This window comes from Fibrobacter sp. UWEL (assembly GCF_900142535.1).
Lineage (GTDB): Bacteria > Fibrobacterota > Fibrobacteria > Fibrobacterales > Fibrobacteraceae > Fibrobacter.
In genome coordinates, this window is the sequence record NZ_FRBE01000006.1 from 108,200 (window position 1) to 134,805 (window position 26,606).

The 26,606-nt window shown below is 49.7% G+C and carries 20 protein-coding genes; 1 reads left to right on the forward strand and 19 read right to left on the reverse strand.

Annotated features, from left to right (window positions below; translation table 11 throughout):
• Window positions 1–4 precede the first annotated feature (4 nt).
• From BUB59_RS15155 to BUB59_RS05785, 11 genes are all read right to left on the reverse strand, one after another.
• A complete protein-coding gene (locus BUB59_RS15155; RefSeq protein WP_143160252.1) occupies window positions 5–787 on the reverse strand; it encodes an SUMF1/EgtB/PvdO family nonheme iron enzyme in 783 nt (260 codons plus the stop codon).
• Window positions 765–1,616, reverse strand: a complete 852-nt coding sequence (locus BUB59_RS05740; RefSeq protein WP_073226834.1) for a hypothetical protein — start codon at window positions 1,614–1,616, stop codon at window positions 765–767. The genes BUB59_RS15155 and BUB59_RS05740 overlap by 23 nt, the downstream gene beginning before the upstream one ends.
• Window positions 1,617–1,636: 20 nt before the next feature.
• Entirely contained in the window at window positions 1,637–2,530 is an 894-nt protein-coding gene (gene pyrF, locus BUB59_RS05745; RefSeq protein ID WP_073226837.1) for an orotidine-5'-phosphate decarboxylase, read from the reverse strand.
• 12 nt (window positions 2,531–2,542) lie between these two features.
• Entirely contained in the window at window positions 2,543–3,859 is a 1,317-nt protein-coding gene (locus BUB59_RS05750; RefSeq protein ID WP_073226841.1) for a TrmH family RNA methyltransferase, read from the reverse strand.
• Window positions 3,860–3,869: 10 nt separating this feature from the next.
• A complete protein-coding gene (gene dxs / locus BUB59_RS05755; RefSeq protein WP_073226845.1) occupies window positions 3,870–5,741 on the reverse strand; it encodes a 1-deoxy-D-xylulose-5-phosphate synthase in 1,872 nt (623 codons plus the stop codon).
• A complete protein-coding gene (locus BUB59_RS05760) occupies window positions 5,742–6,629 on the reverse strand; it encodes a polyprenyl synthetase family protein (RefSeq protein ID WP_073226848.1) in 888 nt (295 codons plus the stop codon).
• Window positions 6,630–6,727: 98 nt separating this feature from the next.
• Entirely contained in the window at window positions 6,728–8,428 is a 1,701-nt protein-coding gene (locus BUB59_RS05765; RefSeq protein ID WP_073226851.1) for a hypothetical protein, read from the reverse strand.
• Window positions 8,425–9,261, reverse strand: coding sequence for a TIGR02147 family protein (locus tag BUB59_RS05770; RefSeq protein WP_073226855.1), 837 nt, complete (start codon window positions 9,259–9,261; stop codon window positions 8,425–8,427). Before BUB59_RS05770 ends, BUB59_RS05765 begins: the two co-directional genes overlap by 4 nt.
• A gap of 46 nt (window positions 9,262–9,307) precedes the next feature.
• Entirely contained in the window at window positions 9,308–9,616 is a 309-nt protein-coding gene (locus BUB59_RS05775) for a hypothetical protein (RefSeq protein ID WP_234979960.1), read from the reverse strand.
• A 79-nt stretch (window positions 9,617–9,695) separates the two neighbouring features.
• Window positions 9,696–10,988, reverse strand: coding sequence for a GGDEF domain-containing protein (locus BUB59_RS05780; protein WP_234979961.1), 1,293 nt, complete (start codon window positions 10,986–10,988; stop codon window positions 9,696–9,698).
• Window positions 10,989–11,078: 90 nt separating this feature from the next.
• Window positions 11,079–12,098 (reverse strand): GDSL-type esterase/lipase family protein, encoded by a 1,020-nt coding sequence (locus BUB59_RS05785; protein ID WP_234979962.1) that lies wholly within the window; start codon window positions 12,096–12,098, stop codon window positions 11,079–11,081.
• Between the two features lie 140 nt (window positions 12,099–12,238).
• Between BUB59_RS05785 and BUB59_RS05790 the strand changes: the two genes are divergently transcribed.
• Window positions 12,239–12,682, forward strand: a complete 444-nt coding sequence (locus BUB59_RS05790) for a c-type cytochrome (protein ID WP_073226869.1) — start codon at window positions 12,239–12,241, stop codon at window positions 12,680–12,682.
• Between the two features lie 365 nt (window positions 12,683–13,047).
• On the opposite strand, the gene BUB59_RS05795 is transcribed toward BUB59_RS05790, so the two are convergent.
• The 8 genes from BUB59_RS05795 to BUB59_RS05830 form a co-directional block, all read right to left on the reverse strand.
• On the reverse strand, window positions 13,048–14,901 hold the full coding sequence (locus BUB59_RS05795) for a hypothetical protein (protein ID WP_234979963.1): 1,854 nt from the start codon (window positions 14,899–14,901) through the stop codon (window positions 13,048–13,050).
• Window positions 14,902–15,008: 107 nt separating this feature from the next.
• Window positions 15,009–17,729, reverse strand: coding sequence for a helicase C-terminal domain-containing protein (locus tag BUB59_RS05800; RefSeq protein ID WP_073226876.1), 2,721 nt, complete (start codon window positions 17,727–17,729; stop codon window positions 15,009–15,011).
• Between the two features lie 20 nt (window positions 17,730–17,749).
• A complete protein-coding gene (locus tag BUB59_RS05805; RefSeq protein WP_234979964.1) occupies window positions 17,750–19,489 on the reverse strand; it encodes an Ig-like domain-containing domain in 1,740 nt (579 codons plus the stop codon).
• 69 nt (window positions 19,490–19,558) lie between these two features.
• Complete coding sequence (gene lepB, locus BUB59_RS05810; RefSeq protein WP_234979965.1) at window positions 19,559–20,905, reverse strand: signal peptidase I; 1,347 nt, start codon at window positions 20,903–20,905, stop codon at window positions 19,559–19,561.
• A gap of 53 nt (window positions 20,906–20,958) precedes the next feature.
• Window positions 20,959–21,735: a LytR/AlgR family response regulator transcription factor gene (locus tag BUB59_RS05815; protein WP_234979966.1), complete on the reverse strand. Its 777-nt coding sequence runs from the start codon at window positions 21,733–21,735 to the stop codon at window positions 20,959–20,961.
• The gene (locus BUB59_RS05820) at window positions 21,735–22,199 is read right to left on the reverse strand and encodes a copper resistance protein NlpE N-terminal domain-containing protein (RefSeq protein ID WP_083540192.1); all 465 of its coding nucleotides are present in this window, start codon (window positions 22,197–22,199) and stop codon (window positions 21,735–21,737) included. The genes BUB59_RS05815 and BUB59_RS05820 overlap by 1 nt, the downstream gene beginning before the upstream one ends.
• Window positions 22,200–22,217: 18 nt before the next feature.
• Window positions 22,218–23,144 carry a formylglycine-generating enzyme family protein gene (locus BUB59_RS05825; protein WP_073226890.1) on the reverse strand — a complete coding sequence of 309 codons (927 nt, stop codon included), beginning with the start codon at window positions 23,142–23,144 and terminating at the stop codon, window positions 22,218–22,220.
• Window positions 23,144–26,581, reverse strand: coding sequence for a hypothetical protein (locus tag BUB59_RS05830; protein WP_073226893.1), 3,438 nt, complete (start codon window positions 26,579–26,581; stop codon window positions 23,144–23,146). The genes BUB59_RS05825 and BUB59_RS05830 overlap by 1 nt, the downstream gene beginning before the upstream one ends.
• Window positions 26,582–26,606: the final 25 nt, after the last annotated feature.

Sequence of the window (26,606 nt, forward strand, 5' to 3'; positions counted from 1 at the left end):
CGCCTCATTTCGAAAACTCCCCCCCCTTCACCACGCGAATTCCTTGACTTCCCCCATCCTGAGCACCCACAAAATCACTTACGGAATGTTCCCTGAAAGAACCCATCCAGTCATTCACCCACTCCATGGCGTTCCCCTTCATATCGCAAACCGAAGCAGATGATGAAACGCTTCCAATAGAACAAACTGGATGGAGGGTTCCATCTGAATTTTCCATTGTCCATCCAGTTCCTGACAACCAATCTTGAGCAGCAACCAACATCCACTCCGATTCCGTAGGAAGTCGAATTCCTTCTCTTTCAGGATTGAATACAAGTCCCTCAAGATAGTCGCAGTATCCATCCTCTCCAAAAGAAGCTGAACTATAGCTATAGACCGAATCAAGGCCAAAACGTTTACTTAATGCATTGCAATATAGTACTGCATCATAGTAAGAAACATTCACTACAGGCAAATCATCACCGTCGCAGTTTCCCCGATCCATTAAGGAACGAAAACTACCGCAAGTGACTTCACTTTTCCCTATGGAAAAATCATAGGAAAACTTCGCCTTCATCAAAGGGCGTTCCTTAGCAAGAGCATCTTCAGAGTTCGTCCCCATAAAGACAAACCGGCCCGAAGAAGCAACTTTTAGAAAGCCCGCATATTTATCATCAAGAACAATTTCTAGAGGTCCCGCAATCATATCGGGATCATCGCTAGATGAAGAAAGATGACACCCCCAAGAGGTAAACGCCAGAAGATTTGCCAGGAAAAAAATAGCCCTATTTTTCAGACGGAACTTCATCCGCTACCTGTACGTCAGAATCTGCAGAAGTTTGAGCACTATCCTGAACAATTTCTTCCTTCTTCATAGCCAACAGCTGGTTGAATACGATCGCCGGATGGATTTTTCCGTCAGCCATTGCGTCGACCAGATATTTTACCTTCTGGTAATTTTCATCCTTGTCGTAATCGCTGATTAAACCACGGTGTCCAAGAAGCCTAAGGATCTTTGTATAGAAACCCGTACGGAACTTCTTATAACGGGGTTGCATCACATCGTTCAATACAGCTTCCAGAGCCACTTCCGTCTGCATGGTATCCAGTTCAAAACTGCGATAGATGGTACGAATGTGATCGGGGATCGTGGTGTCCGGGCTATCAAAATAGGGGCGCATCACATCAGCGGCAGCCTTCTTATCGGGATAAGGGCCCTTAGCTAGACGCAAGGCATAGTAAAGTGCCAGGCGCCACTGCTCCGGATAAACGCGATGGGCACGACGCAACACGACAAAGTCAGAAGTGTCTTTCGCATCAATGGCGGAGACACCTCCAATAAAGTAGTAAGGTGTATAGAAAAGGCTATCCAGTTCCGTAGACAGGTTTGCCACATGACCCAGGTAGCCGTATTCCTTGCCCGACAAGAAACTTTCACCAAGTTCAGTCAAGCCCTTAATCCAGAACAATCCTGCCACAGCAGCATCGTTACCGGCAGCGATATAACGTACAGAAGAAGCCTTCGGCAAAAAAGATTCGTCGAAGTTGGTGCTAGGCAGCGGCTTTGCACAACGGAAAGCCACAGCCACAATGGCTACTGCAACAACAAATACTGCAATAAAGCGCCAAGACCTCATTCGTCTTCCTTTCTCGTTCCTTAGATTCGGCAGGCTTCAGCCAAGCGTTCCAGAGCGTCAACGCATTCCGTAGCAAATGCTTCCGGCTTGCCGCTACGCTGGTAGGCAAAGTTCAGACCGCTGGAGCTGTTCAGCACATGGAACTGACGCTTGCCACCACCGTTCTTGATTGCGGTAAGAACTGTCTTGGCGTCACCGCCCTGACCACCCGGCACACCAGGAATGGAAACACCCGGAATCAGGAAGGGTATTTCGTGCTGGTGAGCAACGCAGTAAGCGGTAATCTTTTCCAGTTCTTCGGGATGGGTTGCGCCAACCACAGCACCGAAGAAGCCCTTGTCACCGTCCCATTCGAAAATCTTGTCGGCAACCTTGTAGAAGGCTTCGTTCACGTCACGAGGATCATCGCTACCGATTACAGGCATATCCTGGAAATCGTGAGCGCCCTTATTGCTGGTACGGAGCAGAACGTAGGCGCCATTTTCGGAATTTTCACGCAGGAAGGGATTCACGGAATCGGAACCCATCCAGGGAGAAACGGTCACCACGTCAGCCTTGTAAACGTCAAAAGCAGCGGTAGCATAAGCAGCGCTGGACTTACCGATGTCACCACGCTTTGCATCCAGAATAACCGGAATACCAGCGCTACGATAATCAGCAATGAGCTGCTGCAGCACCAGCATAGCCTGCACGCTGACGCATTCGTAGTAAGCACTATTGGGCTTGACTACTGCGGGCAGCACGTTACGCTTCAGGCAGCATTCCAGGAGTTCGGAATAAAAACGCTTGATCTTGTCTTCGGCGGTGCCATCAGGGCAGCAAGGGTCAATGAGCTTCAGGACAGGGTCCATGCCCATGCAGACCGGGTTACCGCATTTAGCGACACGCTGTTCAAGGCGATCATGAAAATTCATCGTAGCCTCCGATTACTTCAGTTCGTCCTGGATCAGGGCGGCTTCGTAGGAAAGGATACCGTGAGCAACAGCCACGTTCAGGGATTCCAGTTCGCTGCTCATAGGAATCTTGACGGTTTCATCGGCAAGTTCAATGAAGTAGGGATTGGTACCGGCACCTTCGTTACCCACCAGGAAAGCCATCTTACGAAGCTTGTGAGCAGGAATTTCGCGAAGACTCTGCTTTGCGTGCAGGTCAGTTGCGATAATGGTGTAGCCCTTGCTACGGAGGAAGTTGATCTGGTCGATCAGATCCACGTCAAATTCAAAAGGCACGCGGAGGAAAGTGCCCGAGGAACCACGGACAACCTTGGGGTTGAAGGGGCTCACGGTACCGCGACCGAGAATCATACCAGCGGAGTTGAAGCCCAGGCTGGTACGGAAGAGAGTACCCAAGTTACCCGGATCCTGCACGGCATCCACCAGAGTGAGGATGCTGCGGCTGGATTCGTAAGCAGGCTTCTTGCTGGCAATGCGAGCAACAGCAATGACACCCTGAGTAGCAACAGTGGAAGAAAGCTGTTTCATCTGTGCTTCAGTCAGAACATTCACACGGATTTCAGCTTCGTTAATTGCTTCCATCAAAGTTTCATCTTCGAAACCTTCAACGGCATATACGCCGAGAACCAGTTCACGATGATGGGAAACCAGTTCATGAACCACATGGATGCCTTCACCGATGAAGCGGCCTTCGCGTTCGCGGCCCTTTTCGGTAGTGAGAGCGAGAAGCTTCTTGAACCAAGGAGGATTGGAAGTAACATCTTCATTTGCTTCCACCTGGGCTACGCGTGCTTCCAGTGCGGTTTCATCCAAAACTTCTTCAACGTTTTCCACCTGCTGTTCTTCAGGACGCTGACGGTAGACAGGAGCACCTGCCTGAGCAAATTCACGACGGGGACGACGGTCACCACCGAAGGGCTTGCGGTCGCCACGGAAGGGACGATCACCGAAGCTGCGGGGGCGACGATCACGGTTGAAGGGACGGTCAGAGCGTTCGCCGCCTTCGCGGTTGAAGCCTTCGCCTTCACGACGTTCATCGCGATCACCGCGGAAACGGTCTTCACGGAAGGGGCGGTCATCACGACGACCCATACGATCACCAAAAGGCTTGCGGTCGCCACGGAAGGGACGGTCACCGCGATCACCGAAGGGCTTGCGGTCGCCAAAGGACTTACGTTCGCCGCGTTCGCCATCAGCGCGAGGATTACGGCGGTCAGTAGCTTCGCTGACGCCGAACTTACGGTTCAATGTGGACTTTACAGTGCGCTTTTCGTTATTTTCTTCGCTCATAGTTTTCCCATTATTGGATCTTTTCTAAGATCTGCTTGGCGACGGATTCACCGTCAATTTTCAATAGTTTATAGAGAGCAGGAATTTCGCCCTGTTCCACAAAGTTGTCAGGAAGTCCGAAGCGGATAAGGCGTTTATCCGTAATTCCGAAATCCATCAGCATTTCGCCGATAGCCGAACCGAAGCCACCTACCAGAGTATTGTCTTCCAAAGTCACAATCACCTTGTGGCTTTCGAAGAGACTGCGGTAGCATTCAGGATCAAGCGGTTTGATCAAACGGGCGTCCACCAATGTGGGGTCGTATCCGTTTTCACTAAGAACCTGGGCAGTCTTCTTCAATTCGTTTGTCATGAAGCCAGCCCCAAGGAGCAAGATGTCCTTACCCTGGCGAAGGACCTTGGGAAGCGTCGCATCGAAGTTTCCAGTAGGTTCTTCCAGCTTTTCAGCCAGAGCGGTTCCGCGGGGATAGCGGATAGCAACAGGCCCTTCCATATCGATAGAAGCCTGGATCATATCCCGCAGTTCATTTTCGTTAGACGGAGCCATAATGGTAAGACCCGGCACCGTTCTAAGGAAAGACAAGTCGAAAGAGCCATGATGAGTCGGGCCGTCTGCGCCCACAAGGCCTGCACGGTCAAGCACCATCACCACATGCAGATTCTGCAGAGCGATATCATGCATAATCTGGTCGTAGGCTCTTTGCATAAAGGAGGAATAAATTGCCACCACCGGAACGATGCCTTCGCAGGCAAGACCAGCGGCAAAAGTCAAAGCATGTTCTTCTGCAATACCAACGTCAATGACCTGGTTGGGCAATTCCTTAGCCACAATATCCAGACCGCAACCCGTAGGCATAGCAGCAGTAATACCCATGACGCGCTTATCCTTGCGAGCAATTTCCAGCAAGGTCTTACCGAACACGCTGGTCAAGGACGGCTTTACGCTGCCCGGGGCAAGAGGCAAACCGCTTTCGGGATCGAAGGGACTGCATCCATGGAACTTGGTAGGATTAGCAACAGCTGCAGGAAGACCACGTCCCTTTTCGGTCAGGATGTGAATCAGGCAGGGGCCCGGCTGTTCCTTCACGCGCTTCAGGAGAAGCACCAGTTCTTCAATGTCGTGACCATCCACAGGTCCGAAGTAACGGACGCCCAGGTTTTCAAAGAAAGTACCCGGCTTCACCGCCGTCTTTGCGGCACTTTCCACCTGCAGGAACAAATCACGGAAACGAGAGCCCAGGATGCCCGGAAGGCGCTTCATCAGGCGATCCAGGTCCGTACGCATCTTGTTGTACACCGGGTCAGAAATGACACGGTTCAAATACTTGCTGAAGCCACCTACGTTGGGTGCAATGCTCATCTTGTTATCGTTCAAGATGATGGTCATATTCTGCTTGGAAATGCCAGCATTGTTCAAGGCTTCGTATGCCATACCACCAGTCATGGAACCGTCACCAATAACGGCCACCACGTTGTTGTCCTTCTTCAGCTGGTTGCGGGCGACCGCAAAACCGAGAGCGGCAGAAATAGAAGTGGTTGCATGACCTGCGCCAAAGCAGTCGTATTCACTTTCATGACGCTTCAAGAAGCCAGAGATACCATTCTGCTGGCGCAAGGTAGAGAAGCGATCAAAGCGACCCGTCAAGAGTTTATGAACATAAGCCTGATGGCCCACGTCCCAAACGATCTTGTCTTCAGGAGCGTTGAATACGTAGTGAAGGGCAAGAGTCAGTTCCACGACACCTAAGCTGGAAGCAAGGTGACCGCCATGCTTAGACACTTGACCAATGATGGTTTCGCGAATCTGAGCAGCAAGACGGTACAGCTCTTCCAAGGAAAGATGCTTGATGTCCTGGGGAGACTTGATGTCTTTAAGGTCCATTTATTTAACCCTAGTAATGATAAAGGCGGCAACGGAACGAAGAATCTTGGTATCGCACTTCAAGGCGTCCAGAGCACGAATGGAATCTTCGTACAGTTTGTGAGCGCATTCGCGAGACTTTTCCAGGCCCACCAATGCGGGATAGGTAGCCTTACCGCGTTCCACGTCGGAGCCCACGTCCTTGCCCAGTTCTTCCGTAGTAGAGACGATATCCAGGATATCATCCACAATCTGGAAGGCAAGGCCGATGGAACGGCCATAGTCACGAATAATCTTGATATCTTCTTCGGAGGCATTTGCCAGGCGTGCACCCACTTCCAGAGAGGCTTCGATGAGAGCTGCGGTCTTGTGATAGTGGATGTAGTCCACCAGTTCCAGGTCCACCTTCTTGCCTTCGCTTTCGATGTCGATCATTTCGCCACCGATCATGCCGTAAGTACCCAGCAGGTGAGCCAGGATTTCGATAGCCTTGGCATTGCCAGTCTTGCCCATCAGTTCAAAAGCAAGAATGCAGAGGGCGTCACCAGCCATCACTGCGGTAGCTTCACCAAACTGTTTGTGGTTGGTGGGCTTGCCACGACGGAAGTCATCGTTATCGATGCAGGGCAGGTCATCGTGAATCAGGGAGAAGGTGTGGAGCATTTCCAACGCACTCATGGCGTAATCCACAGAATTTCCCTTGCCGTTAAACATGTCGAATGCGGCACGGACAAGAGCCGGACGCAGACGCTTACCGCCGGCGAACATGGAATAGCGCATAGCCTCATGGAGGCGTTCGGGCCTATCCTTTACCGGGGGGAGAAATTCATCAAACTTTGCTTCCGCTTCCTTAGAGATGCGGGACAGATATTCTAGGGCAAGAGCCGCTTCTTTTTCAAGAGTTTCCATACTGACCAAAGATACTTAAAAAAAAGGCCCCAATAAAGGGGCTCTTCTTCTAAAAGCCCATATAAGGGCCTTATATTGAGGATACTAAAAACTTACCACTAGAACAGTGCGCCGTAGATTTTCACATCGTCGATGTAAACTTCCTTGCCGCCTGCGGGGAAGAAGTGAATCTGCTTCACATGATTCTTCACGCTGTCCCAACTTTCGTCACAAACCTTCTTGTCTGCTGTATTATAGCACAAATCCGAAGGCTTGATCACCACGCGAGCCCAGGTAGAATCCAGAGTTTTCCAGATGGAGGCTGCCTTGGAACCCACATTTTCGTAAGACTCCCAGTTTTCAAGAGCAACACGAATCTTTCCAGATCCCTTTGCGTAAAACTCGATGGAATCAATCGCGGAGAAGTTTCTCACCTCGTTCATGCCAGTACCAACCAGCACCCAGGCGTAGGGATCGTCCGCCAGTTCATACCTCGTGCGGAACACATTGGAATTCCGATCTTCGTCGAGCGTCAGATGACTCGTCACCAAATGGCTTGCATCGTTCACACCATTGGAGAACTTGAAAGTTGAGCCCTTATAGAGGGTATCCACATCCATATACCAGTTGGAAAGTTCGCCTTCGAAATCCTGGAACAACTTGACCGGATTCAGAGCCGCTGTTCCTTCGCGAGGAGTCTTTACAGTCCATTCCACAAAGGGTTCAGTACTATCTGCATGAACAAAATACAGGTCCAGAGATTCGCCAGCAGGAACAGCCGGCAACACGTAAGCGCCCTGAGCATTGGTCTTCACCAGGATATCCATTCCATAGACGCCCACCCAGGCATAGCTTTCATCACTCTTCAAAGTCACCTTGCTGGAGAAGGAAGAAGATTCCACCAGCTTCACGGTGTCAATTGCAGACAAATTAGCAGCGTCATAGACCTTGGAGAAAGAATAGTTACCAGCAAGTACGGTCAAGCGATAGCTACCCGAATCAGGCCATATGATGGAGAACTGGCCATCTGCGTCAGCACGCAGTTCCGCCTTGATTAAACTGTTCTGCAGTGCAAATTTTTCTGCTACGAAATCGCTCTTACGGATGGCGACGGCGGCATAAGCGGCAGCGGAACCATCTTCCATAAGGACAACCACCTTCTTGACTGTAGAATCAGCAGGAGTTTCAACAGTATCCTTTTCTACAGGCTTTGCGGTATCCGCAGGAAGCGCCTTATAGTTTTCGTAGACGAATTCCGTCGGACTGAAGAACGCAGTCTTAACATCCATCACGCTGTCCAGTACGTCATTTACGAAGTACAGCTGGAGGGAATCATTTGCCGGAACAGAGGGAAGAACGAACACGCCGTCGTTATCGGCAGGGACCAGGATGTCCGTACCCACGACACCAATCCACACAGACTTGGAGCCTTCGGGAATATCCAGTTCACCCTGCATTACCGCAGTAGGAACCAGGTCCACAGATTCCAGAATTTCCTTACTGGATGCGTCCACCACCTTGGTAAAAGCGTGACCTTCGGAAGAAATCGTCAAGCGAAAGGAACCTTCCTTGGGAATGGAAATCTTGAATTTACCCTGATCATCGGCGAATACATCGTTTGCCACAGCGTCTTCTTCCAGCTGGGTAGCAAGAGCCATATGGTTCACATCGCGGAGAGAAACACGAGCAAAGGGGGCCGGTGCACCATCTACATTTGCACGACCATTCGTAGTAATGCTGCCGGGGCCACCAGCAACATTCGTCTCTGAACAGCCTATAAAGGCCGCCATGAGAGGCAAAAGGAAAAGCAATCTTTTCATTTTTTCTTCTCCTGCAACGGCTTCACAAAGGCCAACGGGAATAGTTGTATGTTCAGTTGAAACACCGTATTATCTCCAGAACCATCCTGGGATAAACGTAGTAAATCGGAACGAAATTCGTTAATCTTTTCTCGGATTAACTGGATATCGTCCATATTAAAGGTCATGGTCACCGTGCTAATGTCACGGAGATGGGGCGCATGGCGTTCCAGGGATTCACCAGCCAGGGCAATGGTATCCTTCTGGAACTGTCGAACAGCGGCAGATCGCCAGTTTCCACCGGTACTGACGAAAGTATCGTTCACCTTCCAGAAACCATCACGATCCGTTGAAATCATATTCAGTTCATGCAAGAGCTGAACTGCGGACTTTGCCTCTTCCACCGTAATCTGAGGGGTGCAGCATTCTGCCAGGCCTTCGTAATCATCCTTGAACTTACAGATACCGATAATGGAACGAATGGCGTTGTAGTACCAATGGCGATAGAATTCCAATTCCTTCTTGGCCAACAACTTAAGGGACACACCCTTCAAGGCCTGCATGCGCTCGTAATGTTGCAAGGCTTCCGCATCGGTCTTTGCACGACCGAAGTAAACCATTTCGGTCCAGTAGGCGGTTTCCTTTTCGTCCAGTTCGAAAAAATCAGCAGCGGGCTGAATGAGGCCCGTAGATAGATGAATCTTACCTTGAGACACGCGAAGGAGGTTACCAGGATCGGCCCCCATCTTCATAGCCATATAACGCCAAGAAATCACAGTCTTGCGCTGCTTAAAATCATCAAAAGCGTCTCTCAGCCATTCGCGATAGTCAGTATATTCAAATATCGGTTTCATAAACAAAAAAATACATAGACCCCTTTGGAATTCCTACGGGTGCTAGTTATTCTCCGTTGTGGAACTTTACAACGATATTCAACTGAGAATCACAGGTCGCAGACCATTGACACTCCACATTATTCTGAAGAGCATCATCCTCGCAAATCCCCTTAAATTCAAGGATTTCAGCCATTTCGGTAGATTGTCCATAAACCACCCGGAACTCCAGTTCCCCTATAGGGGAGGCCTGCACCGCCGGTTCGGCCATCAGTTTGCCCGTGAGTCTTATCACACAGGCATCCTTATTAGGCAGTTCGTCCTCGTTTTGTCCGGGAGCAACAAACCAGTGGAGCTGCAAGGGGCGAAACTCCACAGGAGGAGCCTTTTTGGCGCATCCCGCCAAAAGGCAAATAAATGTCAGAAGAAGAAATGGATAGAAGACCTTTCTCATCTTAATGGGTAGAACGCTTGAATGTAGCGCTGGTAACACGGTTTCTACCACCTTCCTTGGAAGCGTAGAGAGCCTTGTCAGCACGTTCAAACAGGCGCTTCGGGTCTTCGCCAGCGATCATTTCGGCAATACCGAAGGAGCAGGTAACCTGCTGCTGCTTGATCAGCGGGGTACTTTCAATAGCCATTCTTAACTTTTCTGCCAGGAACTGGGCGTTCTGGATGGGGGTATCCCCACAGAGAATCACGAATTCCTCGCCACCCCAACGAACCAGGGCATCCGTATTACGAATCTTGCTCTGGATCAGCTTGGTCAGGTTCACCAGCACTTCGTCACCCACATTGTGGCCGAAAGCGTCGTTAATCTGCTTGAAGTGGTCAATGTCCAGAATCACGAAGGAAACAGGGCTGTCGTTCTTGCTCAGGTTTTCCTGTTCGAGGAGAAGCACACTGCTAAAGCCTGCGCGGTTGAGACAGCCGGTCAGCGGGTCTTCCTTGCTGGACTTTTCGTATTCGGACTTTTCAATTTCCAGGGCCATCAAGTTCTTTTCCAGTTCTTCACGCTTTTTCTTATTGGCTGCACGTTCGCGGCTATAGTCAAAGAAGCGGATCACCAGGATGATCAAGAAGGTCACAAACCACATGACCACCAGAGAGGTCACCAGCTTGTCCCAGGAGATGGTCTTACCCTTGAAACGAAGGCCCTTGATTTCCAGAGTGCCATAGCCGAAGGGGGCGCTGGTACCCGTCTGAATTTCAATCAGGGGAACGTTGCTCATGTCCACACGAGCCTGGTGTACGTTAATGTTGTTCTGGGCAACCCACCAGCCAGCCAGACGGAATTCCTGGGGGACAAAAATTGCAGGATAGGATTCTTCCAGAGGGAAGAATTCAATTTCGTTATACTTCCAGCTGCTTTCGTCCCCGGCACGGGAGAAGGTGCTATCGAAGCCACGGAGATACAGACGTACGGAACCTTCGCCGCGGGGCTTGATCCACACGAAGATACTGTCATACTTGGAAAGATCCCAACCGCGAGACTTGCCATCGCCCAGATAAATCTTGACGCTAGCGTAAGGATAGGCGTAACCTTCACGAAGTTCGTAATCCAGAACCACGGAAGAGTCGGTCTTGTTCAAGACTACGACAGAAGAGCCACCGTCAGCGGAGTCACCTACCACCTTGACATAGGGGTAGTCAGCCAGCATAATGTCCCTATTCTCATTCAGGCCATGCTTATAGGCCAGAAGGGCGATGACCGTAACGGCCAACAGCACAAAAATAAGGATATTCATTCTAAACAGAACGTATAGTTTCTCAATTATCCTAGACATATTTTTCCCAACAAACGCAAAATGTCAAACACAATATAAAAAACGAAAATTCTATCGGCTCATCCACTTTCCCAAACGACCCACAATTGGGCGTATGGTATTGGCCAGATCCACCTGGGAACGTTCCGTGGGATGTCCATGGAGCCCCTCATTAGTGGTACGGACCTCTAAAAACTCCAAATCCTTATTCCCGTCAGCGATTTCAGTCTCGTAAATAGACTTTACCGTAGGAGTCAGGTCGTCATTTGGCCATACTTTAGTAGAAACAAGCAAGAATTTAACCCCAGGATGTTTCAAGCGAAGGTCTTTTATCATTTCGCGATAGGCTTTTTTAAATTCATCCTTATCGCCATAGGGCGGATTTCCCTGAAAATCATTAATTCCAATGAACATCACCACCACTTGGGGATGGAAACTATCAAAATTCCACAGGAGAGAGGACTCGTCCGAAGTTTTCGACACATCCTCCGGAGCAAAACCGGGAGCTGTATACTTATAAAGGCGAGGAATTTTCCATTCCGGAACAATATTGTCGTAATTTCTTACTAAGCCGCGACCACTGAAAGCATTAATCTGGAAATCAGCCTTGAATCCGTCAGCCAGCAGGAAGGCGTAGCTCTTGGAAGTGTTGGTGGTCTCGAAAACGTGATCCTCTTGGTCTGCCACATGACCTTCGCAGCCATACCCCACGGTAAAGGAGTCCCCGATGAACTCGATACGACGATTGGCGAACTTGGGGGCAGCCATGAGTTTGCCCTTCTTGTCCGTAGCGATGGTATGAAGAATGACCCCACCCGGATTACTTTCGCTAATCTTAATCAGGCGGTAAAGATGGGACTTGCCATCCCCAGCCACCTTTACGTTCTTCACCGTCTTTCTGTCCGTTACAAAAATCGCAAGCTGTTTTCCGTCTTGATCCAGACGCCAGCGGGCATGGCCCTCTAGCTCAAGATCCAGGGAACTGGCTACCGCATTAAACTGGACCATGGCCCCAGGGGCACTCGTACGACTGTAGGAAGAAGCATGATCCCAACGGCCACTAAAAAGGAACTGGCTGGAATTAAATTCCATGGAAGCCTCCGCGCTCATGGCGCAAAATGCCATGGCGACGCTAAAAAATCTCAAAAAACCCATGTTTCAAATCTAATATCATTTTTCTATAAATTAATGTATAAAGCTCACTTTCCATAAAAAATTCTAAATTCGTTGCGATGAATCACAAGTTCCGTTTTTTCAGCATTTTTGTCCTGGCGACCTACGGGTTAATGCTCGGCGTAAACGCAATCGCACAGACGGAAGAAAAGCCCGTCCCAGGTTCCGAGGCAGACACGCTCACTCGTGAAGACGCCAGAATGGCCTATCTGGTCTATAAAGTGCTGGATAAGAACGGCAAGGTTAAGGGAGCCAATCTGGAAAAGGGCGCCAAGTTATTCTACCAGAACTGCAGGCCATGTCATGGTGAAGATGGTCGCAGGGTTAATTTCAACCCCATGGGAACACCCGCTTTCATCGGGCAGCGCGCTCGGGAAGAAATGCCCACCTTCTGGTATCAGCTGAACTTCGGTGACGAAGAACGTTCCATGGAAGCTTACATCGACGAAATTTCCCTAGAAGAAATGATCGATATCGCCGGCTACGCCCAAACATTACCCTAACAAGATGCAGGGGGAATTATATGATGCAAAGGGGCTACCGGCGTCCACAGAGTGGACAATTCTCACTAAGGGCTAAAGCCCTAAGTGTTCATTAGCCTCTGGACTCCCCATAAAACGACTGCGCAATCACGAATGCAAGCATTCGTTCTGCTTGACGTTTTATGTTTGAGGGGCACTGAAGCGCCTCCTCAAAGGCTTCGAGATGTAGCTATACGTTTTATTCCTGCGAAAATTTGAGTGGGAGCTCTGCTCCCCTCAAACAAAAAAGAACCCGTCAAACAAGCGAAGCTTGCGAAGACGGGATTCTTTTTTCGGGGAATCGCAAGGGGGCGGAGCCCCCTTGGCTTTAAATTCTCGAAGGGAATTTAAAGCTCCTTCTTCCCTATAACTTTAATTTCCTTGATGAAGTTCAGGTCGAGGCTAGTCCTCTCTTCCTGTCCATACACCTGGATTTCAAGGGTCTGGGGGGACTTTGCAAGACGGAGTCCGTGGACGAAGAAGATTTTTTCCTCCTCCTTGGCCAGACGCTTGGTGGAATCCTTGATCTTGGCGCCCACCAGGGTCCCCACGGTCTTTGCGTAGCGCAGAACCTTCACCAGGTCGAACATAGCCAACTGCTGGTAGTTGCTGCCATACTTGGTGGAGTTCAGGGCAGTCTGGATGGTTCCTTCGTCGGCATCGTTTTTCAGTTCGTAATCGGGAGCCTTTGCCTCGGGCCATGCCACAGCGAAGTCCTTACGCCATTCTTCGGAAGACATCTTGACGCGTTCCACATCGCGACGTTCCACGAAAGGATTGAAGCCATAATTTTCCAGGATTTCAAAAACACGCTTTTCCAGTTCCGGCTTCAGGATAAAGCCATAGCCCGGGATATATTCCTCGGTACATTCCGTGAACTGGGGGAAGCGGGAAAGTTCAGCCAGAATGCTCAGGTCTTCAATCTTCAGCAGGCGAACCGTATGAACGCGAGCGCCATAGAAGGAAGAGTTCCATTCCTGAAGGGTGTCCGCCACGTTTACAGGAGGCTTGATCCAGGTCTTGAAATGCTCAATTTCAGTTTCTGGCAGGCCGCACTTCAAGCCCTGAATGTAGGAATCACGATTCAGGTTGAAACGGAGGAAGGTTTCATCATTTTCCACCGTGGCAAGGCAAGCCAGGGAGAACAATACTCGAGGGTTGGTGCCCGTAGAAACGATCAGCTCGAAGTTGGGCAAGCAGGAAATATTTTGTTCGGGAATGGAGGCAATCGCATTCTGAATCCAGTCCAGGCCAGACTGGTCCAGCATTACGGATTCAACCTTTCCGCGAACCAGGCAGAACTTCACCAGGCCCAACAGCCACAATTCACGAAGAGGACGGGGCAGGTAATCCCATGCCATTTCCTTGTTCTTTTCCAACAGACGGGAAGCGGGATCCATGACCCAGAAACGATAAGAAGCTTCCAGAGCGGACTTGGGTTCCTGCAGCTCCTTCAATAACTGAACGCAATGACCGCGGTCTCCACGGAAGCGTTCCTTGACCCACCAGGACACAATATCCTGATGGAGTCTAAAGCCATTCTTGCGAATAAATTCCAGCGCCTTTTCAGAGGGCACCAGGCAGGAGTCTTCCTGTTCCAGCCAACCGTTTTCCGTAAGGAAAAGGAAAATCAGGGCCAGTTCATTTTCCGCAGCCTTTTCGGACAGTTGCTTTGACGCGGCAAAACAGTCCAGGCAAATCTGGTAGCTGCGACGGTGAACGGCATTGTTGGTATTGATCTTCAGTTCCTTGCGCATGGCAAGGGAAAGCACCAGGCAGATATGCCAGTCGATCAAGTTTCCAAAGGACTGGAAGCTGGTTGCCTTAGGCGCACCGCTTTCGTCGGGAATTTCAAAGCAGCCCGCAAAATCGGAAAAACCATAATAGACCATGGAGCCTGCAGAAGAGGTACGCCAGGCCAAAAAATCCTTGCAAAGGGAAAGCAGGAATTCCTGAAGCTGACGGCTTTCGCTGACGGGAACGGTCAGGCGCAGTTCGTTATAAGTCAATCCTCTGGAACCACTATGGTACAGAAGGTTCAGGCAACGGCGCTGCCAAGGCTTCATCTTGTTGAACAGGTCAATTGCCCTGTCACGGTCCTTGTAAAAATCCAGAGCCTCAGACTGAATCAGGGCGTTATTCAACAAGCCCTTGTGACCAAACGCCTTCGCATGCACATTGCGAAGAAGCGGTTTGGACATACCATCAAAAAACGAATTTAAATCGTACATCAACTTTCCTAAACAAACATCCAACTGGGCAGGATGCACAGCATCCCACCTACTAGGGAGGGCAAATTTAGAAAAATTTAGAGGAAGCTCTTGATGTCATCCAGATTGGAGGCCACCTTCTGCTTCATATTCCAGATTTTGGAGAAGGACTTGCCGTAAGCCTCAAGAACCACGCGATTATCCAGGATAAGAACCTTACCCGTATCCTCGTCAGAACGAATCAGGCGGCCAAGGCCCTGACGCAATTCCATATAGGCTTCCGGCACAAAGTAATCCTTAAAGGCATTCTTGCCTTCATCCTTCATCTTGGCGCTAATGCCAGCCACCAGCGGGTCCATAGGATTGGGGAAAGGCAACTTGGGAATGACCAGAAGTTTCAATGCATCGCCCGGGAAGTCCACACCTTCCCACAGGCTCTGACAGCCCAGGAGGCAAGCACCACGTTCACGACGGAACATTGCGACCAGACCATCCAGGGAACCGTCCACATTCTGGCAAAGCAGGAGTTTGTTCTTCTGCGCGAAGAGCGGGGCCAAGGCAGCCTGAGCCTTCAGCATGGCGGAGATGCTGGTGAACAGGACCATGGTATTTTCAGACACATCCGGAAGAACACTAGCCAGAGTTTCGTTGACCCCGTCGTTGTATTCGGGAGCAGAAGGCTTGGGCAAATACTTCACCACCATGACAGACTGACGTTCATTCTTGCTGTTAGATTCGTTGTAGACTCTGAGGAAAGGACGCTTGCTTCCTTCCAGAGAATCCATCCCCATCTTCTGAACGTAGTATCCCAGGTCGCCCTGGACAGCCAGTGTTGCAGAGACGAATGTGGCGGACTTGATCCAGGGATAGAACTTTTCCTTCCAGACACTGCCGGAATTTAAAGGATAGGCATGGAGCTTGATGGTATGAGGATTGAAGGGTTCTTCCATAAAGAACACCCAACCTTCACGAGATGCCTTGGTCAGGAATTCAAAGTCCGAAACGAATCGAGACAATTCCGTCATACGGCCACTCAAGTCACTTACAAGCCCTGCAAGATTTTCATTCTTGAGATTCTTGACATCTTCAAATAGTTTATCCGCAATCTTCATGGATTTCTGGCACTGGTCCAGGAAAGCAGAAGGATCAGCATCATATTCTGCGGCGATGCCAGAAGTATAGACAAATCCATTCTTACCATTTTTCTGCTTGGTCAGTTTCTTTCCAATCTTCATGAAGAAACGATGCAGGCACTTTTCCGTTTCAGAAAGGCTTTCACTCAGGTTGGCGCAAGCTTCATGCAGTTCAGTTTCTTCTGCAGGAATCTGGGACGCAATTTCCACCAGGAGGCCATCCTGCCTGTTGCGGGAAGGAAGTACGGTCTTCATGGCGTTACGCAAGCCAAAGAAGGAAACCGTACGGCCCAGGGACTGGTTGCTGATTTCCGGCAGGCGGTGAGCTTCATCAAACACGATATGTTCGTACAGCGGAAGCAATGCAAAGTCCAGAGACATATCCGACAGGAACAGGGAATGATTCACCAACAGCAAGTTGGAATTCATTGCCTTGCGCTTTGCTGCCAATGCAGGGCAGTGTGCATAATGAGAGCACTTTTCTCCCAGACAGGATTTTGCGGAGCTGGCCATCTTGGACCAGAGCACACGATTGCGACCCTGGCTGAAGGACGTACATTCATTGACATCACCCGTAGTAGAGGTATAAACCCAAGGGACAATCGCCATAAAGGAATCCCGCTCTTCCGGCAGCAACAACATGTTGGGAGCGGCAAGAAGTTCTTCGAACTTACGGATACACAGATAGTTTTCGCGGCCCTTCAATACAGCCGGCTTCAACTTGTCCTGATAGAGGCCTGCGATCATGGGAATGTCATGATTCCACAACTGTTCCTGAAGGGCGCGGGTTGCAGTACTAATCACGACGCGTTCACCGGACACAGCCTTGTTGGCTGCAGAAACCAGATAGGCCATGGACTTGCCAGAACCCGTAGGAGCTTCAACAACACAGAGGCCACCCTTATGCATATTGCGTTCTACTGCAGAAGCGAGATCCTGCTGATTGGGGCGTACCTGAAATTTCTCAACGGCCTTTGAAAGCAAGCCATCTTCCTTGAAGAATTCGCTGACTCGGGGAGCCCTATCCTTAGAAAGAATCGTTTCCTGGGGAACCACAGGGAAACTGTAGTTCGGTTCGTTCTGGACGCCATCTACGGCAGGCCAGAGGCTAGCCCACTGGGATTCAACGGCAATGCGACCCAAAGCATTCAAAAGCCATTCATCGCTGGCTGCAATCTTCTGGATGGACATGACAAAAAGACGTCCACAGGCATCTGCATCAGGCAGGGCACGGTGCGCACGACTTCTGGGAATGTTCAGTTCCTGCACCAAAGTATCCAAGCGATGGTTGGGAATATTCTGGTAGGCAATGCGGGAAACCGTCAAGGAATCCCATACCACATGATTTTCGAAGGAGACACCCACCTTCTGGAAAGTCTGCTTCAGGAACTTGGAATCGAAATTGGCATTGTGGGCAACAATGGGCAAATCCCCAATGAAGTTGTAAATCTTTCCGGCCAATGCTCCGAAAGTTTCCGCAGTTTCAAGATCAGCATTGCTAATGCCAGTCAGATTTTCAATGAACGGACGAAGCACAGCCGTAGAAGGCTTCACCAAATAATCGACGGATTCAACCGGTTCACCATTTTCAAAACGAACAAGGGCAACTTCAATGATTTCGTCTTTCTCAAAATCAAGTCCCGTTGTTTCCAGGTCAATTGCAACAAAACTGGAAATCATTTCCATATCATCCTCATAACCAAAATCTAGGGCAGAGACGGCAGCTTCAGCTTCATCCTATCCAGATTATTATCACCATTCTTCAATTTCAACGTATCGTTCATCGCACGCCAGGACGAACCATGTCTAAAAGGCTCCACGGAACCCCCATCCGGAATAAGCTTCCCTTCCTGAGGATAGTAATAATCCATGAAGTAATCACCTTCAACCAATTCATTCACAATAAAGCCGCCTGCTTCCGTACATTCACGCACAATGTACTTTCCTGTTTCAGGAGAGTAAAGGCGCACCACAGCACCGGGGCGACGAGCAGGAACAGAACCCATCAAATGAGCCTGTTTCAACTTTTTCACAGTCTCGAAACGGAGCAGACTCTTGTACTTCACCTCAACCACCGTATCACGGACGCCATTGCTATCGGCAGCGGCAAGAGTAGTATCCTTGTAACCCATGAGGAAGTTGATCACGGCATCCGTAGGCCAGGGTTCCTTCTTTTCCACACGGAAACGGACAGGATCCACCTGGGTGATTCCCACCTGATTTGTATCCTTGCCAATGGCGAAATAGAAAGTCTGTTCCACGGAATCCTGCTTAGGCTTGTTGAACAGGACAACGATGGAATCCTGAGGGAACGGATTCTTGAATTCAGAAATCACCTTCGCCTCGCTTACGGCGGGGGGCAGGGTATCAGACTTCATCTCCTTCCATTCCAGCTGAGCCTCATTGCGCAGGGTATCCAGAGTACGGAAAAGAGAATCCTTTGCGGATTTACAAATGAACTTGTACTGGGTTTCCTTTGCAGGAGCCGGATCAAAATAGAAGTGGGGCTTTACGGACTTGGGAGACTGATAAACCAGACGGGGGTATAGTTCAGTATTATCCGGGCCAACCAAGTAGCAGTTGGATGTATCCGTGAAAAGGGAATCAAAATACACCGGTCTAGTGAAATTAGCTTCTAGAATATTGGCGTAGGGCTGGTTCACCGATTCCAGTTCCAAGTGGGTGGAATCCATATCCGCAATGGCAATCCAGATGGTGTCCTTCCAATCCTCGGTCAACACTAGATCGCTCGTCCAGATACCCACATGTTCTGTAGCAAGTTCAATCTTCTGGTTACCATTTCCATCGGCAAAGGCAACCACACGGTAGCGGCCCGGTTTAAGCCCCGTCAGGAGGAAATTGCCGGCACTGTCGGCGCGGGTAACGTAAAGAGGAGGTTCCTTCAAAAGCTGCGGGAGGGAATCCAGCTGTTGAGTCGTAGTGTCCTTATATTTCTCCAGATAGCGGCGGCCCTTACGTTCCTCCCCCATCAGGAAAAGTCCAACACTGGGATACTCCTTCTTTTTCGCCATGGCTTCCGTCACCAATACGCGACCAGGAACCGTCAGGGAGTCAATGACCGCCCCCGTGGAAAACACCACCTGGAAAGGTTTTGCCAAAGCATTTCCCCGCAGGTCCTTGATGCCACCAGCAAAGGTAACCGTATAGGTAGTTCCTGTATCAAGCTCTGCCCTTGAAGTCAATTCAAGAGTCTTGCCCTTCACCTCAAAACGAAGCTTCTTCTCGATAGGTGGCGATATGGACACAGCGCTTCGAGGAACGCTACCGTTAATCCATTCATCAAATTCCAGCTTTACGTAAAGTTCATTGGGATGGTTCGTGGTGTTAGGCGCAGGATATACTCCAGCCACCCGCGGAGGAAGCTTATCCTCCGGGCCGCCCTTAGGGGCTTCCTGAGTGGCACAGGCGAAAAGCACAACGCTCATCGCTGCTAAAAACCACCACATCTTTAACTTTCCCGTTTTCAAAAGAACCTTAATACGCCTTAATGAATTTTAGTCAATGAGGTGAATGATCTTACCCAGACGGCTCCAGCGGATTTTCAAGGGCAGGCGCCACCAAGTAAACGGATTGGTAAGAGCAAAGGAGCCGTCATCATTCTCGAAGGAGAAGTAAATCACAAATGCCTTTGCCTTAATGTTACGGAGAGATACCACACCCCAGTAACGGCTATCCAGAGAATTATCGCGATTGTCACCCATCATGAAGAACTGGGGCGTTTTCACCACGTAGTAATCCAGGGGCTTACCGCCCAGAGTCAACTTGCGACGGATTTCAAACTTCGGCTTCGTTTCTGCGGGAGCGGCAACCGTTGCAGAGTCTGCGGAAGGGGCAACAACCGCGGAATCGGCGGCAGCCGTATCAACAGCAACTACTTCCGGAGCATTCAGCAAATTCACATTCCCTTCCAGATCCTGCAACAGGGAACCATCAAAACCGACGTAGCTTACCTTACGGGTAAATCCAGAAGGAGTGTTAGGATCAATCAGCGGCAAATAGGCCATGCGGGTCAATTCACGAATGAACGTAAAAGGCACCGGAGCAGAAATGGTATCCCCCTGAGTGACGTGCTGCAGAATCATGTTGTTTCTGCGATAGACTTCATCAATCAGCAAGCGGCGATCATTTTCCAGAGGAATCTTGAATTCCTCAAACACATGATTGTTCGCTTCTTCTCCATCCTTCAGGAGAGTCAAGTCCAATTCTACAGATTCATCCGGATTTTCCTGGGCAATGAGGGAGCGGAGCCACCAGGCCATTTCCAGAGAAAGAGAATCCACATAAAGAGTATCCCCTACAGAAGGAACTACAAACTGGCCACGTTCATCGCGAGGAGACTTGGTGCGGTAATAAGCAGTGTACTTGCCCTTGCCCGGCAGATATTCCTGCTGTTTGCCATTGACAGAAAGTCGTCCATGGTGGACCGCCACCGTGTCACCACTTACAGCCACACAGCGCTTGATGTAATCCTTAGGACCATCGGGGAAATGCACCAGATGAGGCTGACCCTGCAGGGGTTCGTGATCCCAGTAAAGGTTACCAAACATCAGGGCATTGAAAAGATGGGTGTAACGACCCGGATTTCCCTCCGGATATTCAGGTTCACCCGGATAGCGGAAGATGATCACATCCCCTGCTTCGGGAAGAGTGTAACCAGGGAACTTCTTATTGCTAAAGGGGACGGGAGAACCATAAGTAAACTTAAGCCCCAGCAGGAAATCTCCAGTCTTCAAGGAATCTTCCATAGATCCGCTAGGAATCTGGAAAGCCTGAATCACATACTGAATCACAATAAGAGCTAAAAAGACGGGAACAATAATTTCCCTCAACAAGCCCTTCATAAAAGTCTTAAAAGAAAACGGTTTCTTTTCCTGTTGCTCCATAACTCTCTCAATTAGGTTTCCTGAATTTTCTTGAACATGTTTCTGCTTACAAGCAGTTCCGTCCTGTTGACATCATCCATGATTGCCATGAGCTTGCCGCTAGCGGAACGGCGGAATTCCAGCACATGGTCAAGCGCCACAATATTCGAACGATGAATTCGCACAAAACGGCGGGGATCCAGCTGTTTTTCCAAATCCAGCAAGGTCGTATAGATAAAATACTGGTTGGACTTGGTATAGATTACCGTAAACTTGTCCTCGCTATGGAAGCGCATAATATCCTTCACCTTCACAAGGATGGTCCTATCACCGATCTTCACGAAAATCTGGTTCAGGTAGGAAGTATGTGCTTCCACCAGTTCACGAAGCTTTTCCCAGGTAAGGCCGCCCTCAGGCAAAGTTTCTTCCGATTCCGGGAAGAACTTGCGAAGCTTTTCAACAGCCACTTCCAGGCGATCCGCCTCGATAGGCTTCAAGATGTAATCCACCGTATTTTCTTCAAAAGCACGAAGTGCAAAATTATCATAAGCGGTGGTAAAGATAATCAGAGGAACATCGTCCTTATCCAAAGCATTCAGCACGTCAAAGGCGTCCATGTCCGGCATCTGGATATCCAGAAATACAACATCCGGCGCATAATCCCTGATGCGTTCAACAGCCTGTTCCCCAGAGCAGGCTTCTTCCAGAATTTCAATCTCGGAGGAATACTTTTCCTCCAGCAGGGAACGTAAGCGACGACGGGCCAACGGTTCGTCATCAACAATCAATGCCGTACAATGCATCGCCATTATTCAGCCACCTTTGCGGGAACAGGTCGATAGATCTTGATGAAATCAGCGGTCATGCCATCCGCATCTTCGTAAACCGTTCCAGCACTTGTCATATAGCTCAAGTTACCAGAACCGATGCGTTTAAAGGTCCAGTGGATGGTATTGTCAGAAAGGGAAATCTTGATGGTAGAATCCGTCACCACATAGGTACCCTTCAAGGTGTCCACCACGGAAGTTTCCTTGAAAGTATTCTGGACTGCAACCACGGACATATCGTCCTTCAAGGTCATCTGCACCATTTTTGCCTTGCAATCATCACAGGGGAGCTGACCCGAGTAAAGCGCCGGCACATCCTTCGGAAGTTCGATAGGCGGCAAATCCGGAAGAGGTTCCTTTTTCTCTTCGGAACAACCGGACAACAACAGAGCAGTCGACAAAACGACTGCCCCACTGAAAACAAAACGGGCAGAAAAAATATTCATGCCCGTTAATTTAGCAATTTAGCGATTTACAGAGATACGGAATCCCACAATTTCGCTTTCAAATAAAGGGTCTCTCTTGTCCCGTTCAGCGGAGGCCATGGAGGAAGCCGTCTGGGACCAGCCCCCACCTCGAACAACGCGATATTTTCCCGTTTCCGGGCCCCTATAGTTTTCAGTAGACCTTACGGGATAGGAGTCATACCAATCATTGGTCCACTCTGCCACATTACCGCCCATATCGTACAAATTATAATCATTGGGCAAAAACTGTCCCACCTCGGCAGGACCATTCTTTTGTACGTAATACGCATACTTGGAAGCGGATGCCGTATTCCAATAATAAGTGGTGGTAGTTCCTGCTCGGCACGCAATCTCCCATTCCGTTTCCGTAGGCAGACGTACAGCCTTTACGTCATAATCAATGGTCAAGTTTTTCAGATAGCGGGAATCCCCCATCTCTTCATAAATGTACGCAGTATCCAAGCCCACGTATTTTGACAAGGCATTACAGAATAAAACCGCATCATACCAATTCACATTGGCAACAGCAATTTTGTTCCCGACTTGCCTCATTTCAGGAAGCACCCCCATGACCAACTCATACAACTCTTGCGTCACTTCCGTCTGGGAAATTTCAAAAGCATCCACACTAAAAACCACAGTACTGCGGTTCAGTTTCGACGCAGGGATCTGAACGAATCGTACCAAGGAATCCAAGTTCGCAAAAGCGTCTCCACCCTCTTCCGAAGAGGAATCGCTGGATTCCTGAACGCAGGAACTGGATTGCACAACGCTGCTAGAAGACTTAGGGCGGTTTGTCCCAGAATTCGGAGTGTAATCGTCATCCCCAACTTCATCGCCAGTTGGGGTAGAACAGCCCGCAAAAGCTGCAACCATCAAGACTGCAGCCCATAGGAACAAGGCTTTTCCCCATAAGGATTTCATTAGCGGATTACACCTACGCGGTACAGTTTCTTCTTGGTCTTGCCGGACTTAAACTTCACCTGAAGACGTGCGGTGTATACATCGGAACCTAGAGCAGTCAGGTCAAGATTTTCAAACTGGTTGCGGCCAGCCACCACGTCGCTCATCTTCTTCTTGAAAACGCAAAGTCCCGTAATGTCAAACAGTTCAAGAGTAGCGGACTTCGCCTCAGCACCTACTTCAAAACGTGCCTGGGCAATACCGCCACGAACCGGATTGGGGAACATAAAGAATTCGCTGATTACATCCTTAGCCTTAACATCTTCAACGTCCTTCAACTTAGATGCATCCAGATAACCGGTACGTTCATTGCCACCCGCAGGAAGCGTCCAGGCAGAACTGCTTTCAGCGGCGTCTTCAGAAGCTTTCTGCAGGCGACGCGCGGTAGCACTACTACGATGGAATGCATAAATTTCCGGACCGCTGGACTTCTTGGACGAAACGGCATCCATCACGAAAATGCTCATGGGCTTCTGCTGGGAAATGGCATCCAGATCTTCATAGCTACCCATGGAAACAGGGAACTGTTCCGTCACCTGCTTGCCCTTGCCGGTAAAGGCATACACGAGGCCGCCATTGCTGGGAACGAGAATTTCGGGAATTTCATCGCCCGTCACATCTACAATCAGGGGATCGCTATAGAAGCCAAATACCGGCGTTCCCTTGGTAATTTTCACCGGGAATCCTGCCAGAGGAAGACCGAAACGATCCAGAGCATACACCAGGTTGTCACCCAGGAACACTACTTCGGGATAGCCGTCATTGTTAATGTCACCTAGGGCAATGCCAGAAGTTTCATCCTTCAGTCCACTGGTACCAGCAGCGCCACGCTTGTAGTTCTTAGTCCACAAGGTCTTTTCGTTAGACACGGCATGCACGAAACCGCGGCTACCAACTGCAATCGCTTCGTTCTTACCATCTCGATTCAAGTCCGTACAGACAATACGGAATTTTTCCCCGCTTAAATTACCAGTTTCCTTTTGGTTGGTGGTTGCCGGAATAAAGCCATGACCGTCACCGACAGGGACAATGATAATAGATCCGTTTCCATCAACGGAAGCAATGGAAACGCTATCCCCATCCAGGCAGAGGGCCATATCCTGGACATCGGTAGTCCGGGTCAATACAGAAGGATCTGACTTCAATTTCATTTCACCATTCTTCAAGGACACACGATCGATAATCTTGCCGTGCGCATAGAAAAGTTGGTCACCATGAATCATGGGACCCACTGTAGCCGTATCAGCCAGGCGAAATTCCTTCTGCATGGGAAGGGCACTACTTTCAAAGGATGTGCGGACAAGCATCTGCTGGTAGAGAGAATAAACGTTCTTTCCATCACCAGCCATACCCACCAGCGGTCCATAACCAGAACCTATTCGATACAAAGAAACATCCTTTTCTTCAGCCTTATTCAGCAACTGAACTTTCTTTACCACAGTATCCGCATCAAAGAGAGTATCACCCATGGCGGAGAATGCCTGGAGAGTACCGTCTTCGGCACCCACTACCACAATCTTTTCCCCGTCCTCGTCAGGATTATCCACAAAGACTGCGCCACGTACAGCCGTATTCAAGCCAATATCACGGGGGAAGGAACTGCCGGCAATACTTCCATCGTCAATAGAAATGGTAACGGAAAGCTTCAAGGCGCCATAGTTAATCACGCTATCGCCCAGGAATGCATTTGCAGTTTTTTCCTTGCGGGCATCTTCGGGAACCGCAACAGAAATCTTGATACCCGTATAGCCACCCTGAGTGGTCATGGTGTTGGCATAACCCGTTGCACCAATGAAGTCCACCACATCGTATTTCTTGGAGCTGCTACTGGTTGCAACACGCTGGTGAGGAAGCAAGTCCGTTCCTGCGCCGTAGTCGTAAGTATCTTCACCCAAGGCATTCTTGAATGTCTTTCCAATACTCAGGACACCATCCGATTCCACCATGGAAATACCGAACTGATGATCCCGAAGGGTATCGCCGCCCCAGAAATTGGCAACGCCATAGGGCAAGGTTTCCTTCAGATACCATTCATTGACCTTCCATACCACAATGCCGCTGGCAGGAATGCCTGCATCGAAGGAACTGACATTCGTAATGATGCCGCTAGCCTTGGACTTGTTTACCACACGTTTTCCATCATTGGAAATGCTATCCTCAAACACAAGATGCAAGCTATCCACGGGGACCGTCGTCACATCCGTCTCGTCCCCTTCATCAGATTCGCCAGTGGTAACGCTTACGGTGCCGTCCTTATTCCAGGAGCGCTGACGGTTTTCGATGAGCAAGTATTCAGAGGCATTCAGGGGAACCTTCAGGATTTCCACGCCGTCTTCGGAACTTCCTGCAGCGACCACGTCAACAGTCACAGGCTTACCTGCCGTAGGACGGACTTCCTTCACCTTGGACCAGCCCATATAGGCGCGTTCCCAGGCAGCAGGCATAGAGGGCAAGAATCCGTTTCCTGCATTATAGCCCGCAAAATCCATCAAGTCAAAATAGCCCAGTCGAGAAATGCCCTTATAAGTATCGTAGGTATCCGGGAGACCAAGAGCCTTTGCAATCTGGTTCACCATAATACCGTTCACGCCCCAGTTCAAACCATCCTGAGAGGCGGTCTCACTGACAATCATCACCGCCTTCAAAGTATCGAAGGCAGCGCCTTCCAGAAGAATACCATCTGCAACAGCACGTACAGAATCCTTGCCTGCAGAAGTCTGGACCGTATCAGGAGTTGTGGAGACATTCTTCAGGGAATCCGGCAAATACTGCCAGTTCGCCCCGTCAATATACACGTCCATAAAGTCCGCAGGAGTATCCGCATGGTTGGTACCCATGCTACCGCCATCCACCAGGCGGCTAGCCCCCGCATGAATAATCATGAAGGCACGCTTGGTATTGGAATTTTCCGGCAGGGGAATCTCAAAAGGAGAATCTCCAGGCTGATGGGAGGCCATCACGGCGTCATACACGAACTGCAGATAGTCGCGGCTACGAGCTTCGTCAAATTCCGCAGTCTTCTCGCCCTTCAGCTTGCTGGTGCGATTGTAGTCAATGATCTGCTTTTTCAACTCATAAGCGCTGCTTCCCCCTTCCGGGAAGATGCGATACTTGATTACCAAATTGCCATGGCTTGCGGCCTTGAAGTAGGAATTGGCAAATTCAAAATGTTTCTTCCAGTAAGAAGCGGAGCCGCGACGACCTGTAGGATCCAGCTTGTAGTCCTTCTTATGGGTAGAATCGGAATCAAAATGTCCCAGCCCTGTGGTAAGGGAATTATCGGGAGATTCCTTGGCAAACTGCACACGCATGGCAAACACTTCCAGAGTGTCCACAGCAAAAGCGGCAGGAGCAAGGAAGAATGCCGTCAGCAAAAACAAATTCAAAAACTTTTTCATCACATCCTCAATCTACAAAATCCAG

Bases quoted from the DNA above. Each gene is read 5' to 3' on its own strand.
- BUB59_RS15155 (WP_143160252.1), bottom strand. From the start codon at position 787: ATGAAGTTCCGTCTGAAAAATAGGGCTATTTTTTTCCTGGCAAATCTT.
- BUB59_RS05740 (WP_073226834.1), bottom strand. From the start codon at position 1,616: ATGAGGTCTTGGCGCTTTATTGCAGTATTTGTTGTTGCAGTAGCCATT.
- pyrF (WP_073226837.1), bottom strand. From the start codon at position 2,530: ATGAATTTTCATGATCGCCTTGAACAGCGTGTCGCTAAATGCGGTAAC.
- BUB59_RS05750 (WP_073226841.1), bottom strand. From the start codon at position 3,859: ATGAGCGAAGAAAATAACGAAAAGCGCACTGTAAAGTCCACATTGAAC.
- dxs (WP_073226845.1), bottom strand. From the start codon at position 5,741: ATGGACCTTAAAGACATCAAGTCTCCCCAGGACATCAAGCATCTTTCC.
- BUB59_RS05760 (WP_073226848.1), bottom strand. From the start codon at position 6,629: ATGGAAACTCTTGAAAAAGAAGCGGCTCTTGCCCTAGAATATCTGTCC.
- BUB59_RS05765 (WP_073226851.1), bottom strand. From the start codon at position 8,428: ATGAAAAGATTGCTTTTCCTTTTGCCTCTCATGGCGGCCTTTATAGGC.
- BUB59_RS05770 (WP_073226855.1), bottom strand. From the start codon at position 9,261: ATGAAACCGATATTTGAATATACTGACTATCGCGAATGGCTGAGAGAC.
- BUB59_RS05780 (WP_234979961.1), bottom strand. From the start codon at position 10,988: ATGAATATCCTTATTTTTGTGCTGTTGGCCGTTACGGTCATCGCCCTT.
- BUB59_RS05785 (WP_234979962.1), bottom strand. From the start codon at position 12,098: ATGGAATTTAATTCCAGCCAGTTCCTTTTTAGTGGCCGTTGGGATCAT.
- BUB59_RS05790 (WP_073226869.1), top strand. From the start codon at position 12,239: ATGAATCACAAGTTCCGTTTTTTCAGCATTTTTGTCCTGGCGACCTAC.
- BUB59_RS05795 (WP_234979963.1), bottom strand. From the start codon at position 14,901: ATGTCCAAACCGCTTCTTCGCAATGTGCATGCGAAGGCGTTTGGTCAC.
- BUB59_RS05800 (WP_073226876.1), bottom strand. From the start codon at position 17,729: ATGGAAATGATTTCCAGTTTTGTTGCAATTGACCTGGAAACAACGGGA.
- BUB59_RS05805 (WP_234979964.1), bottom strand. From the start codon at position 19,489: ATGAGCGTTGTGCTTTTCGCCTGTGCCACTCAGGAAGCCCCTAAGGGC.
- lepB (WP_234979965.1), bottom strand. From the start codon at position 20,905: ATGAAGGGCTTGTTGAGGGAAATTATTGTTCCCGTCTTTTTAGCTCTT.
- BUB59_RS05815 (WP_234979966.1), bottom strand. From the start codon at position 21,735: ATGGCGATGCATTGTACGGCATTGATTGTTGATGACGAACCGTTGGCC.
- BUB59_RS05820 (WP_083540192.1), bottom strand. From the start codon at position 22,199: ATGAATATTTTTTCTGCCCGTTTTGTTTTCAGTGGGGCAGTCGTTTTG.
- BUB59_RS05825 (WP_073226890.1), bottom strand. From the start codon at position 23,144: ATGAAATCCTTATGGGGAAAAGCCTTGTTCCTATGGGCTGCAGTCTTG.
- BUB59_RS05830 (WP_073226893.1), bottom strand. From the start codon at position 26,581: ATGAAAAAGTTTTTGAATTTGTTTTTGCTGACGGCATTCTTCCTTGCT.